This is a genomic window from Ruegeria sp. CF3 (assembly GCF_056537365.1).
The window spans coordinates 1,131,948-1,144,561 of record NZ_JBQFRK010000001.1 but is presented as its reverse complement, the minus strand read 5'-3'; the positions used below and the strand labels follow the sequence as shown (position 1 = coordinate 1,144,561).

Annotated in this window: 10 protein-coding genes; 6 read left to right on the top strand and 4 right to left on the bottom strand. The window is 58.0% G+C overall.

The annotated features are described in order from the left end of the window. Window position 1: 1 nt before the first annotated feature. Window positions 2-1,069, top strand: coding sequence for an amino acid ABC transporter permease (locus tag ACR0KC_RS05755; protein ID WP_170597097.1), 1,068 nt, complete (start codon window positions 2-4; stop codon window positions 1,067-1,069). Window positions 1,070-1,151: 82 nt separating this feature from the next. On the opposite strand, the gene ACR0KC_RS05750 is transcribed toward ACR0KC_RS05755, so the two are convergent. Genes ACR0KC_RS05750 through metC form a run of 3 tightly spaced genes read right to left on the bottom strand, consistent with a single transcriptional unit; the run spans window position 1,152 to window position 3,872 of the window. Then, window positions 1,152-2,036, bottom strand: coding sequence for an MBL fold metallo-hydrolase (locus ACR0KC_RS05750; protein WP_170597098.1), 885 nt, complete (start codon window positions 2,034-2,036; stop codon window positions 1,152-1,154). Between the two features lie 14 nt (window positions 2,037-2,050). Then, window positions 2,051-2,686: a VOC family protein gene (locus ACR0KC_RS05745; protein ID WP_480705379.1), complete on the bottom strand. Its 636-nt coding sequence runs from the start codon at window positions 2,684-2,686 to the stop codon at window positions 2,051-2,053. Between the two features lie 10 nt (window positions 2,687-2,696). After that, the gene (metC, locus tag ACR0KC_RS05740; protein WP_480705377.1) at window positions 2,697-3,872 is read right to left on the bottom strand and encodes a cystathionine beta-lyase; all 1,176 of its coding nucleotides are present in this window, start codon (window positions 3,870-3,872) and stop codon (window positions 2,697-2,699) included. 92 nt (window positions 3,873-3,964) lie between these two features. On the opposite strand from metC, the gene ACR0KC_RS05735 reads away from it, so the two are divergent. After that, window positions 3,965-6,298 (top strand): molybdopterin-dependent oxidoreductase, encoded by a 2,334-nt coding sequence (locus tag ACR0KC_RS05735; RefSeq protein ID WP_480705375.1) that lies wholly within the window; start codon window positions 3,965-3,967, stop codon window positions 6,296-6,298. Then, window positions 6,295-7,062: an IclR family transcriptional regulator gene (locus ACR0KC_RS05730; RefSeq protein WP_170597102.1), complete on the top strand. Its 768-nt coding sequence runs from the start codon at window positions 6,295-6,297 to the stop codon at window positions 7,060-7,062. Before ACR0KC_RS05735 ends, ACR0KC_RS05730 begins: the two co-directional genes overlap by 4 nt. 21 nt (window positions 7,063-7,083) lie before the next feature. Here the strand turns inward: ACR0KC_RS05730 and ACR0KC_RS05725 are convergent, their stop codons facing one another. After that, window positions 7,084-7,479: a rhodanese-like domain-containing protein gene (locus ACR0KC_RS05725; protein ID WP_170597103.1), complete on the bottom strand. Its 396-nt coding sequence runs from the start codon at window positions 7,477-7,479 to the stop codon at window positions 7,084-7,086. Between the two features lie 132 nt (window positions 7,480-7,611). On the opposite strand from ACR0KC_RS05725, the gene ACR0KC_RS05720 reads away from it, so the two are divergent. Genes ACR0KC_RS05720 through ACR0KC_RS05710 form a run of 3 tightly spaced genes read left to right on the top strand, consistent with a single transcriptional unit; the run spans window position 7,612 to window position 12,609 of the window. After that, a complete protein-coding gene (locus ACR0KC_RS05720; protein ID WP_170597104.1) occupies window positions 7,612-8,886 on the top strand; it encodes an NAD(P)/FAD-dependent oxidoreductase in 1,275 nt (424 codons plus the stop codon). A gap of 6 nt (window positions 8,887-8,892) precedes the next feature. Further along, window positions 8,893-10,959, top strand: a complete 2,067-nt coding sequence (locus ACR0KC_RS05715) for a hydantoinase/oxoprolinase family protein (RefSeq protein WP_480771586.1) — start codon at window positions 8,893-8,895, stop codon at window positions 10,957-10,959. 3 nt (window positions 10,960-10,962) lie between these two features. Next, window positions 10,963-12,609 (top strand): hydantoinase B/oxoprolinase family protein, encoded by a 1,647-nt coding sequence (locus ACR0KC_RS05710; protein WP_480705370.1) that lies wholly within the window; start codon window positions 10,963-10,965, stop codon window positions 12,607-12,609. The last annotated feature ends 5 nt before the right edge of the window (window positions 12,610-12,614 follow it).

Sequence of the window (12,614 nt, the reverse complement as noted above, 5' to 3'; positions counted from 1 at the left end):
TATGGCTGACGCGGTAGTTACCAATAATTTCGACTGGGAGAAAATCCGCCGCCGTTCGTTCGCCACGCCGACGGATTCGGTCATCACAGTTGTTGTATTTGCGGGCCTCGCTTGGTTGGTCTGGCAAGCGCTCAGCTGGGGGGTCTTCCACGCGGTGTGGAGCGCAGACAATGTCGAAGAATGCGGCCATGGCGGTGCGTGCTGGTCGGTTATCGACGCCCGGCATCGGCTGATCCTGTTTGGTCTTTATCCGTATGATGAACACTGGCGTTCAGCGTTAGCTTGTTTGTCGATTGTTGGCACGGTTATTATCTCGTGCTTTCCCTGGACCTGGACGGCCAAGCGCCTGTCGACCATTTGGATAGTGGGTTTCGCCATCTACTACCTGCTGATGGAGGGCAGTCTGCTGGGCTTGCCGCAGGTCACCACGGATCAATGGGGCGGTCTGGCGCTGACGCTGTTTCTGTTCTCAAGTGTTGTTCTGATCGGGATGCCAATGGGGCTGGGCCTTGCGCTGATGCGCAGGTCCGAGATGCCCGTTGTGCGCGGCTTTGCCTCGTTGGTGATCGACATTATCCGCTCTCTGCCGCTGCTGACGACACTTTTCACAGCCGCGGTAGTCATCCCGATCCTGCTGCCAAGTTGGCTGGAAGGGGATAAAATCTGGCGCGTGATTATTGCGTTTGGCCTGTTCTTCGCCTGCTATCAGGCGGAAGTGTTACGCGGTGGGTTTCAGGCCATCCCCAAGGGTCAGTTCGAAGCGGGCAAGGCGCTGGGTCTGACATATTGGCAGATTTTGGGGCGCATTGTTCTGCCGCAGGTGTTCCGTCACGCGCTGCCGGCAACGGTCAACAACGTTGTTGTGACCTTCAAGGAAACTGCGATCGTGATCATCATCGGGTTCTTTGATGTGCTCGCCTCGGCCAATGCGGCCTTCGGAACGGGCGAATGGGCGCCTTATTATATCGAGGTATTGGCCTTTGTCGCCGCGATCTACTGGGTGTTCCTGTTCGGCCTTGGCCAATACGGAGAATACCTCAAGCGGCGCATGAAAGTTGCAGAGCGGTAATCTCCCCGTCTTCCTTCACCGCGTCTGCAAAACCGCCCATCTTGAAACAGATGGGCGGTTTGTTCTTTGCATGTTCAGTTGCTTATAATTTATTGATAGGTGTCTTGAGCATCATGTTCCCATCTTTGTCCTCGGGCACCTCACCGGCCCGCATGTTCACCTGAAGCGAGGGCAGGATGAGTTTTGGAACGGCCAGCTGCGCGTCGCGTTCCGTGCGGAACTTGATGAATTCTTCCCGCGATTTGCCGCCGCCAACATGGATGTTCTTGGCCTTCTGCTCGCCAATGGTGGTTTCCCACGCAATCGCTCGCCCTCCGGGGCCGTAATCATGGCAGATGAAAAGCCGCATCTCGTCGGGCAGCGAAAGAACCCGCTGGATCGAGTCGTAAAGCTGCCCGGCATCGCCGCCGGGGAAATCGGCGCGCGCTGACCCTCCGTCCGGCATGAATAATGTGTCTCCGACAAAAACGGCGTTACCGATTACATGGACCATGCAGGCCGGTGTGTGACCCGGTGTGTGCAGCGCAAAGCAGGACATACCGCCCAGCTGATACGCCCCGCCATCCGCAAAAAGCGCATCAAACTGCGAGCCGTCGCGCTTAAACTCTGTCCCTTCGTTGAAGATCTTGCCAAACGTGTCCTGAACGGTCTGTACATGCTCGCCTATGCCGATCTCGCCGCCCAACCCCTGCTGCAGGTAAGGCGCGGCTGACAGGTGGTCGGCATGGACGTGTGTTTCGATGATCCATTCAAGGGTCAGATCGTTCTCGCGAATGTAAGCAATGACCTGATCGGCGCTTTCAAAGGTTAGGCGACCGGCCGCAAGGTCAAACTCCATCACCGGATCGACAATGGCACAGGCCGTCGAGTCAGGGTCGCGCACGACATAGGTGATCGTGTTGGACCCCGGATCAAAGAAACCGGTAACTTCCGGTTTTTGCGACAGATTGACCGATGGGATCGTCATAGAGCACCTCTTGTTTAGTCGAGCGTTACCGTTCCGTTTGGGCTTTCCAGAACAAAGGAAAGCGCGGTGGGGCCTTCGGAAATCTCGGCCAAATGCGAGATTTGAAGTGTTTCAAAAATGTCCTTCAAACGCGCGGCATCCGGCGTCTGTACCTGCACCTTTGCAAGCGTCACGCCCAGGTTCTGCTGCCCCGTTGACGGGTGCGGACCGGGGGACCATTCGATGAATGCCGGAAGCAGGCCGTTCTCCGGCAGATGTCCGTCTTTTGGCACGGTCAGACGCCAGGTCCGGTCACCGCGCTGGAAATGGACAACTTCACCCAGATCAACCGGGCTGGCGGCGATAACAGCATCCAGATCATCGGTGTTCACCACCCAGCACAGCGCCCGTGGGCGCGCATTCAGCCGGTCTTGCGTGGCGGGATCATCCAGAGTGAACCAGCGCACCCGGCCCGGATCCGGGGCATCGGGGTCGATTGCGATCAGTTCAAAGAAGCTCTCGTTCCCCGCCTGCATGACGCAGTTATGCGTGCTCATCGCATCGTGTTTTGAGCCTTGAGGCACTTCGACACCCAGCGCGTCCTTCATGGCCGCAACGCCTTCGGCCAGAGTGTCTGCGCCGATGGCAAAATGGTCGATCTTGTTGAGCATTCTCAAATCCTTACTGATCAAGCAGGGGGAGGGCGTTGACGACGTCTGCTTTCAGATTGTCAAGGTCCTCCAATCCGATATTGAAACGGACAAGCTGGCCGGTTTCCGACCACTCGGTCGCTGTGCGCAAAGGCGTGACCGGCAGGGCGAGGCTTTCATATCCGCCCCAACTGACCCCTATTCCGAAATGGTGCAGCGCGTCGACAAAGCGATGCACGGCGCTTTCGCTCGTGGTGTGGAAGACGACGCCAAACAGCCCCGCGGCGCCAGTAAAATCTCGCGTCCAGTTTTCATGACCGGGGCAAGAGGGCAGCGCTGGGTGCAGAACGGTTTTCACCCGCGGCTGGTCCGCAAACCACTGTGCCATTTCGCGACCGGCTTTATCGAAATACTCCATCCGCAGCTTCAGCGTTCTGAGTCCGCGCAGGGCAAGCAGGATTTCCTGGCCGCCGGTTTTATCCCCGACCTGCATGACTGCCTTGCGAATAATCTTGGCATAAGCGGCGTTGCCGGCGGTGATCCCCAGCATACAGTCCGAGTGGCCCGAGATGTATTTGCTACCCGAGTAGACAACGATATCGACGCCCCATGACAATGGTTGGCTGAAGACGGGCGTCCCCCATGTGTTGTCGAGGATCGTGGGCACATTCGCGGATTTTGCCGCTGCTGCGATGGCCCGGATATCGGGCATCTCGAAAGTACCGGAGCCGGGGCTTTCAAACATAATAGCAGCGGTTCCCGAGCGGATCAGATCGCTGATCGTGCCGCCCATCATCGGGTCGAAATACTCGACCTCGACCCCTTGCTGGGTCAGCAGCCCGTCGCAAAACCCACGCGTGTTGCCATAGACGTTGTCAGCGACCAGAACGTGGCAGCCTGGGCGGGTCAGCGCCATTAGGGTCGTTGTGATGGCGGCCACGCCTGAGGATGTCAGCGTGATCGCCTCGGCGCCTTCAAGCTTTGCCAGCATCTGCTCAAGCTTATAGGTCGCGGCATTGCCATAGCGCCCATAATAGAGTGTACCGCTTTCATAGCGCGCGTCGCGCGCGGCGTCGAATTCAGCAAAGCTGTCAAAAACCATTGTCGAGCCAAGCTCGATCGGCATATTCACATGCCGACCCTCAACACGATCAGGACGCCCATCCTGCACAAGGCAGTCTGCTAGATTAAATGGGATGTCTTGCACTTTTGTGCCCTCTAATGCTGTTCAGCATGATGACAGGTCGCCAAATTTGTGTCAATATTTGGAAAGACAGTTTTTCATACCGGAACAAAGACGTGACCGCAGAGACGACCCGGACCCTGACCGGAAACCATTGGGGTGCTGGTATTTCAGAAACAAAAGGCGGCAAACTGGTCGCGGTTCACCCGCATCCTGACGACCCGAATCCCTCAGACATCAATCTCAATGTTGCTTCAAGCCTGAATGGCCGCGCCCGTGTGCTGCGCCCGGCTGTGCGGCGCGGCTGGCTGACCGGGGAAGGCGTTCGCGGGCGCGACAGTTTTGTCGAAGTCAGCTGGGATGATGCGCTGGACCTGATCGCCGCCGAGCTGACCCGTGTGCGCAAGACCCACGGCAACGAGGCGATCTTCGGCGGCTCCTATGGTTGGTCCAGCGCGGGCCGCTTTCATCATGCCCAGAGCCAGCTCAAGCGTTTCTTGAACGGGCAGGGCGGGTTTGTGCGCTCGGAGGGCAACTACAGCTACAATGCCGCTTTGGTGCTGATGCCGCATATTGTCGGGCCGTTCAGAACACATGTCGCGCAGGCGACCCGTTGGCAGGTGGTCGCGAAACACACAGATCTTGTGGTGATGTTCGGCGGCATGGCTACGCGAAACACGCAGGTCAGTGACGGCGGTGTGGCGCGGCACCGGATGATGGACAACCTGAAGGCCTGTGCCGAAGCGGGTGTGAAGTTCGTGAATTTCAGCCCGTTGAGAACGGACGCCGCAGACGAGATCAACGCAGAGTGGCTGCCGCCCAAACCCGGCACGGATACTACTGTGATGATGGGGCTGGCGCATACGTTGCTGACCGAAGGCTTACATGACCGTGAGTTCCTTGATCGCTACACTGTCGGGTTTGACAAATTTGCGGCTTACCTGTGCGGCGATGACGACGGGATCGTCAAATCAGTAGATTGGGCGGCGTCGATCTCGGGCGTTTCTGCCAAACGCATTGCAACCTTGGCGCGGGAAATGGCTGCCGGGCGAACAATGATAACTTGCGCTGCAGCGCTTCAGCGGGCGGACTACGGTGAACAGCCGTTGTGGATGACGGTCACTCTGGCAGCGATGCTCGGACAAATCGGACTACCCGGTGGCGGATATACCGTCGGCTATGGCGTGAACGCCAATATCGGTAATATCGAACGACCGTTTCGCTGGGGTGCCTTGCCACAGGGTAAGAATCCGATTTCTGATTTCATTCCGGTGGCGATGATTTCAGACATGCTTCTGAACCCGGGTGGCAAATATCAGTACAACGGTGAAAGCCGTGTGTTTCCTGACATTCGGATGGTCTGGTGGGCCGGAGGAAATCCTTTTCACCACCATCAGGATCTGCGGCGCCTTCACAATGCGTTTCAAACCCCTGAAGCAGTGATCGTAAACGAACTGAACTGGACCGCGACGGCGCGGCACGCCGATATCGTTCTACCGGTGGCCGCGCCGCAAGAGCGCACGGATTTCGGTGGGGGCAAATCAGACAACGCATTGGTGCCTATGCCTGCCAGCGCTGAGCCGCGCGAGGAGGCACGGATCGAGTTTGAGCTGTACGCTGAACTCTCCAGGCGAATGGGCAACGCGGATTTGTTCACTGACGGGCTGGATCAAGAGGGCTGGTTACGCCGCATATGGGGTCAGACACAAGAGGCTGCTTTGGCAAGTGGCGAGCGTCTGCCGAATTGGGAAGCTTTTATCACTGGTGATGTCGTAGAACTACGCGACCCGTCCCCAACGCAGGTATTCTTGGCGGAGTTTCGGCAGGATCCGGATGCCAACCCGCTGCCAACACCTAGTGGCCGAATTGAGATATTCTCTGACAGAATTGCAAGTTTTCAGTTGGACGATTGTCGCGGGCATCCGACCTGGTTCGAGCCACGCGATACTGCTGCGGGCACGCAACCGCTGTATCTTCTTTCGGGCCAGCCGGGCACCCGACTGCATTCGCAACTGGATAATGGGGATTATAGTCTCAGCCTGAAGGTGCATGGGCGGGAACCGGTTCTAGTCCATCCGGAAGACGCGGCGGACCGAGGGATCGATGATGGTGATGTCGTTGAGCTGTTCAATGATCGCGGGCGGTGTCTGGCCGGAGCGCGCGTCACGCCGGATATCCTGAAAGGCTGCGTCTTTCTGTGGACGGGTGCCTGGTACGACCCGGACTACAAAGCCCCGCAGCAGCGGGACCGGCACGGCAATCCAAACGCCTTGACCCATGACATGCGCACATCGAGCCTGACGCAGAGCCCTGCGTCGCATTCGGCAATGTTGGACCTACGCCTCTTTGACGGTGAGGTGCCCGAGCTGACGGTTCATGACCAGCCTGCATTTGAAGCTGTTTCGCGTTCTGCTATACAGAACAAGTTGCGAGGAAAGGACGAGCAGTGAACGAAACACCAAAAGCCCCAAAAGTGGATTCCACCCTGTCTAAGGGGCTGGCCATTCTGGAGAATCTCGCAGCTCATCAGGGCAGCAAAGGTGTCACCGAGTTGTCTCGGGAACTGGAATTGACGAAATCAAACACGTTCCGCCTTTTGCAGACGTTAATCACGCTTGGGTATGTCAAGCATCTGGACGACAAAACCTATGCTGCAACCCTTAAAACCTGGCAGGTTGGGCGCAGTTCGGTTGAAAACTTGAACTTGCGGGCGGTCGCCGCGCCCGAGATGGCATATCTTAGCCAGGAGACGGGCGAAGCGATTTACCTCGCGGTGCCAGAGGGTTTGAGCGTCATCTACATTGACAAGGTTGAAAGCCTGAAGCCAATCCGGTCTTGGAACCCGGTTGGCGGCAGCGCACCCATTCATTGTGTTGGTACAGGCAAGGCTATCCTGTCGAGCAATTTCGATCAGCTACGCGACAAGCTGGATGGTCAACTGGCCAGATACACCGATAAAACCCTGACGACGCTGGAGGAAGTCACCGCAGATGTAGAGGAAACGCTCAAGCGGGGGTTTGCCTATGATCGCGGAGAATTCCGAGATCGCATTCTGAGCTTTGGAGCGCCTATACTGCTGCCCGACGGTGAGGCAATCGCAGCGCTTGGAATCTCGCTGCCCGATATCAACATGAGCGACGGTGGCGAAGAACGGTTGGGAATGTTGGTACACCACGCTGCGGAAGGCGTAACCCAGAAACTGCGCCAACTCTGAGGCGCAGCTTCCGATTTAAACTCAATCCTTTTTCTCGACGGGTCCGCCGGATTTCTCCCAAGACCCGAAGCCGTCCTTCAGATGTGCGGCTTCAAAACCCATGTCTTGCAACGTGGCTACGGTAAGAGCCGAGCGCCAGCCTGAAGCGCAATGGAAGACGTATTTCTTGCCCTCCTGCGCAAAAATGTCCTTGTGATATGGGCTGTCGGGGTCGACCCAAAATTCGATCATCCCGCGCGGGGCGTGGAAACTTCCTGGAATGAAGCCGTTACGTTGACGCTCGCGTACATCACGGATGTCTACAACAATAACATTGGGATCGCTGAGCATTTCAATCAGGTCCGCTGTTTCGATTTCCTCAATACGGTCCCGAGAGTCCTGCACCATTTGGGCGGCAGTTATTTTGAGCTTTGCCATGATCATTTGTTCCGCTATATAAAACACATTTTTCGTATATTGACACATTGAGAAGATCGTTGCAACTTGAGTTAACAGGAATCGTCAGTTTGTCTGGCGTTTTCTTCAGTTCAATAAAGAGGGTGCCCGCGCATGAATACAGACAGCCCGATCTCCCTTTGGCATATGTCAGCTGAAGAGCCGGACATTCGGAACCCATTGACAGGCGACGCGGAAACGGACGTCGCCATTGTTGGTGGTGGGTTCACCGGTTTGTCGACCGCGCTTTATTGTGCAGAGCGGGGATTGGGTGCCCACGTGCTTGAAGCCAAGCATATCGGGTTTGGTGGCTCAGGGCGCAATGTGGGTCTGGTCAATGCAGGGGTTTGGCACCCGCCAGCTGCGGTCCGGAAAAAGCTGGGTGACACTTACGGGCCTCGCTTTGTAAAGCGGTTTGGAGAGGGACCCGCGCAAGTCTTTGATCTGGTCGAAAAGCACCAGATCCGCTGCGAGGTTACCAAAACTGGAACCATTCACGCAGCGCATGCACCGTCTGGCTTCGAAGATTTGAAGGCGCGCCATGCGGAATGGGCACGTCTGGGCGAACCAGTCGATTTGCTATCCGAAAAAGAAATGGTGGCGAAAACAGGGACTCGCGTGTTTTTTGGTGGCCTGTTGGACCACCGAGCAGGCACCATAAACCCGATGGGTTACTGCCGGGGTCTTGCGCGTGCCGCAAAGGGCGCGGGCGCCGAAATCAGCACGGGTGTGCGCGCAACCAACCTTCGGCGAGACGGTGGAAAATGGGTTGTCGAAACCGATAGAGGAGCGGTCAAGGCCAAGTACGTTGTGCTGGGTACCAATGCCTACAGCGATACGCTTTGGCCGGGCTTGAATCGCGTGTTCACTATGATCCGCTATTTTCAGCTGGCCACGAAGCCTCTGGCCGCGGATATGTCGCACATCTTACCTGGTCGTCAGGGTATCTGGGACACAGGTCAGATTATGTTCAGCATACGGCGCGATGCACATGACCGCCTTGTGATCGGCTCCATGGGTGCGGTCGTCGGGTCAGTCGGTCGAGGATTGTCGCACCGTTGGGCCAAGAAACAGCTTTCGCGCCTCTATCCAGAACTCGGCCCCGTAGAGTTCGAGGAAGCGTGGCATGGGAAAATAGCCATGACCCCGGATCACCTGCCTCGTATCTATCAGTTGGCGCCCAATCTACTTACTCCGATCGGTTACAACGGGCGTGGCATCACCACCGGGACGATATTTGGCGAATGCATGGCCAAACTGATTTCGGGCATGGACCCCAAGGACCTTCCACTTCCCATGACCGAATTGTCGACCGTGCCATCGGCCCCGATCATGTCCCGCCTTTACCAAACGGCTTTCACGGCCAACCAAGTCCTCAAGAGCCTTTAGAGACCCATGAGCAATTCAAAAATACGCGTCGGCGTTGACATTGGTGGAACCTTTACGGATGTAGCGCTGCAACATCCTAGCGGTTTGTCCACCTGCAAAGTTCTGACCAACTACATTCAGCCCGAACAGGCCATTCTGGACGGGATCGTCAAGGCTGCGGATCAGGCGGGTGTCGCATTGGGTGACATCGGTCAGGTTATCCACGGCACCACTCTAGTGACCAATTCGCTGATCGAACGGCGCGGTGCAAGAACTGCATTTATCACCACCGAAGGGTTCCGAGACGTGGTCGAGATGCGCTCGGAAAACCGGTTTGAGCAATATGACCTGAACCTCAACCTGCCGAAACCTCTGGTGCCGCGTCAGGACCGCTTTACGCTGAACGAACGCATGGGGCCGGACGGAGAGGTGCTGCTGGCGTTGGACCTGTCCGAGGTCAACGCGATGGTCGATAGGATCAAGGCAGGTGGGTTCGAAGCGGTCGCCATCGGCCTGATCCATGCCTATGCCAATGACGCGCACGAGGTGGCCATGGGCGAGGCGCTGCGCAAGGCGATGCCAGACCTGTCGATTTCGTTGTCTTCGGTGATCTCGCCGCAGATGCGGGAACTGCCACGTTTCAACACGGTAATCGCCAATGCCTATGTGCAACCGCAGGTCGCCGACTACTTGGGCCGTCTGGTGGCGCGCTTGCGCGACACCGGAGTGACGGCGCCTGTGTTTATGCTGCATTCTGGCGGCGGTCTGATCTCGGTCGAAACCGCTGCGGAACAGCCTGTGCGCTTGCTGGAATCCGGCCCGGCTGGTGGGGCGATCTTCGCAGCTGATTTTGCGCGGGCACATGGTCTGGACAAAGTACTCAGCTTTGACATGGGCGGAACCACCGCCAAGATTTGCCTGATCGAAGACGGCGCGCCCAAGACAGCCAATACCTTCGAAGTTGCGCGGACCTACCGGTTCAAAAAAGGCTCGGGCATGACCGTGTCGACACCCGTTGTCGAGATGGTCGAAATCGGGGCGGGCGGCGGTTCGATTGCCTCGGTCGATAGCATGGGCCGTTTGCAGGTTGGGCCCCGCTCAGCGGCGTCGGAACCTGGACCAGCCTGTTATGGGCGTGGCGGGACCGAGCCGACAGTGACGGACGCGAACCTGCTTCTGGGCCGTCTGGATCCGGACAATTTTGCCGGGGGTGCTATCCCATTGCACACGGCGGAATCCGAAAAAGCCGCCACCAAACTTAACCTCTCCGCCGGGGATGCCGCCTTTGGGATCACTGAACTGGTGGATGAGAATATGGCCAACGCAGCGCGAGTTCATACGGTCGAGAACGGGCGCGACATCGAGCATTTTACCATGATCGCCTTTGGTGGCGGTGCGCCGCTGCACGCCTGTCGCCAATGCGAAAAGCTTGGGATCAAGGCGCTGATCATCCCTCCGGGTGCGGGTGTAGGCTCGGCCATCGGGTTCCTGAAAGCGCCGTTTAGCTTTGAGGCGACACGCGGGCTGTTCCAGCGACTGGACGATTTCGACGCTGGCGCGGTGAACGCTGCGTTGATCGAGATGGAAGCTGAGGCGCGCGCCTTCGTCGACGAAGGTGCCAAGGGTGCAGAGACCGAAATCCGTCTGACCGCTCAAATGCGCTATTTTGGTCAGGGATGGGAAATTCCCGTGGTGCTGCCGCACAAGCAATTTGAAGACAGTGATGTTTCGCTGATCCTTAAGGCGTTCGAAGACGCCTACCGTACGCTCTTTGGTCGGATCATCGACGGGTTGGCAGTTGAGATCACCAATTGGCTTTTGACAGTCTCCACGGTTTTGCCGGATGCCGAACCTGTTATCAGCCACAACAGTGGGTCGGACGCGGATGTCGCGCGGACGCGCGAGTTCTTCGATGCCGCCCTGCGCAAATCGGTTGAAGCACGCGAGGTTGATCGGCCCAGCATGGCGCCGGGCAAGGCGGTCGAAGGCCCTGCGATCATCGTCGAATCCGAAACGTCGACCGTCGTTACCTCGGGCTATCGCGCGGTTGGGCAGGGCGATGGAAGTTTGCTGTTGCTGGCGAAGGAGGCTTAAGCCATGGGTGCGTCAGATATCGATCATCAGATCATGTGGAACCGCCTGATAGCGGTTGTGGAGGAACAGGCCACAACACTTATCCGTACGGCCTTTTCAACTTCCGTCCGCGAGGCGGGCGACCTGTCGGCGGGTCTGTTCGACCGCGAGGGCCGGATGATCGCGCAGGCTGTGACCGGAACTCCGGGCCACGTGAATGCGATGGCAGAAAGCGTCACGCATTTTACTGCTCAAATCGGGCCACAGAACACGTTCGACGGCGATGTCTTCATCACCAACGATCCTTGGCTGGGCACCGGGCACCTGCATGACATCACCGTTGTCACTCCGGTGTTCCGCAAGGGCGCGCATATTGGGTATTTCGCATGCACCGCGCATGTGGTGGACATTGGCGGGCGCGGATTTGGCCCGGACGGCAATGAGGTTTTCGAAGAGGGTCTACTGATCCCCATCACCAAATTCGCCGAACGTGGTCAGGTTCAACCTCTGCTGATTGAAATGATCCGCGCCAATGTGCGGACCCCGGATCAGACTGTGGGCGATATGTACTCGCTGGCCGCCTGTAACGAGGCTGGTGACCGCCGCCTTCAGGCGATGATGGATGAGTTCGATATTGACGACCTGCAATCCCTGTCGGATTTCGTCATCGAGACAAGCCGTAAGGCGACGCTGGAGGCGATCGCCAAAGTGCCCTCGGGCACCTATCACGAGACGATGCAAGTCGACGGCTATGACGCCCCGGTGCATATGGAGGTGACGCTTAGCGTCGATGGCGATCAACTGCTGGCGGATTTCGCGGGCACATCGGGGATGAGCCGGTTCGGCGTGAACTGCCCCGAGGTCTATACCCGCGCCTATGCCTGTTACGCACTAAAATGTGTAATTGCACCCGAGGTGCCGAACAACACAGGCTCGCTTGAGCCGTTTCAGATCACCGCGCCAGCGGGCTGCATCTTAGCGGCCAAACGTCCCGCGCCAGTTTCGGTGCGCCACGTCATGGGCCATTTGGTGCCGGATGTGGTTCTGGGCGCGTTGCACAAGGCGATGCCCGACACAGTTCCGGCCGAAGGTGCGAGCGCTCTGTGGAACATTCAGATTTCTGCGCGGGCCTCGAACCCCGAAAGCGGCCTGCCAAACCGCGAGGTGCTGATGTTCAACTCGGGCGGCACCGGTGCGCGCCCGGCCTTTGACGGGCTGAGCGCCACGGCCTTCCCCTCCGGCGTATCAACCATGAGCGTCGAGGCGACCGAACATGTCGGGCCAATCACTGTCTGGCGCAAGGACCTGCGCGACGGCTCAGGTGGAGCTGGGGCTTTGCGCGGCGGTCTGGGTCAGACCATCGAGATCGAACCGCGCGAAGGTTATGATTTCTACTTCAACGCCATGTTCGACCGGGTAGTCAACCCAGCGCGCGGGCGGAATGGCGGGCTGGCCGGTGGTGCAGGGGCAGTCGAACTGTCCGATGGGACAAAGCTGCGCTCGAAGGGTCGGCAACTGGTCAAGAACGGCCAGCGGCTGAGACTCAGTCTGCCGGGCGGCGGTGGTTATGGCGCACCCGAGCAAAGGGATCGTGATGCGGTGGCAGGCGACTTGGCCGCCGGGTTCATCACAGCCGAACAGGCAAAGCGAGATTACGGATTTGAAGGGTAAACGCA

Bases quoted from the DNA above. Each gene is read 5' to 3' on its own strand.
- ACR0KC_RS05745 (WP_480705379.1), bottom strand. From the start codon at position 2,686: ATGCTCAACAAGATCGACCATTTTGCCATCGGCGCAGACACTCTGGCC.
- ACR0KC_RS05725 (WP_170597103.1), bottom strand. From the start codon at position 7,479: ATGGCAAAGCTCAAAATAACTGCCGCCCAAATGGTGCAGGACTCTCGG.
- ACR0KC_RS05720 (WP_170597104.1), top strand. From the start codon at position 7,612: ATGAATACAGACAGCCCGATCTCCCTTTGGCATATGTCAGCTGAAGAG.
- ACR0KC_RS05750 (WP_170597098.1), bottom strand. From the start codon at position 2,036: ATGACGATCCCATCGGTCAATCTGTCGCAAAAACCGGAAGTTACCGGT.
- ACR0KC_RS05710 (WP_480705370.1), top strand. From the start codon at position 10,963: ATGGGTGCGTCAGATATCGATCATCAGATCATGTGGAACCGCCTGATA.
- ACR0KC_RS05755 (WP_170597097.1), top strand. From the start codon at position 2: ATGGCTGACGCGGTAGTTACCAATAATTTCGACTGGGAGAAAATCCGC.
- ACR0KC_RS05715 (WP_480771586.1), top strand. From the start codon at position 8,893: ATGAGCAATTCAAAAATACGCGTCGGCGTTGACATTGGTGGAACCTTT.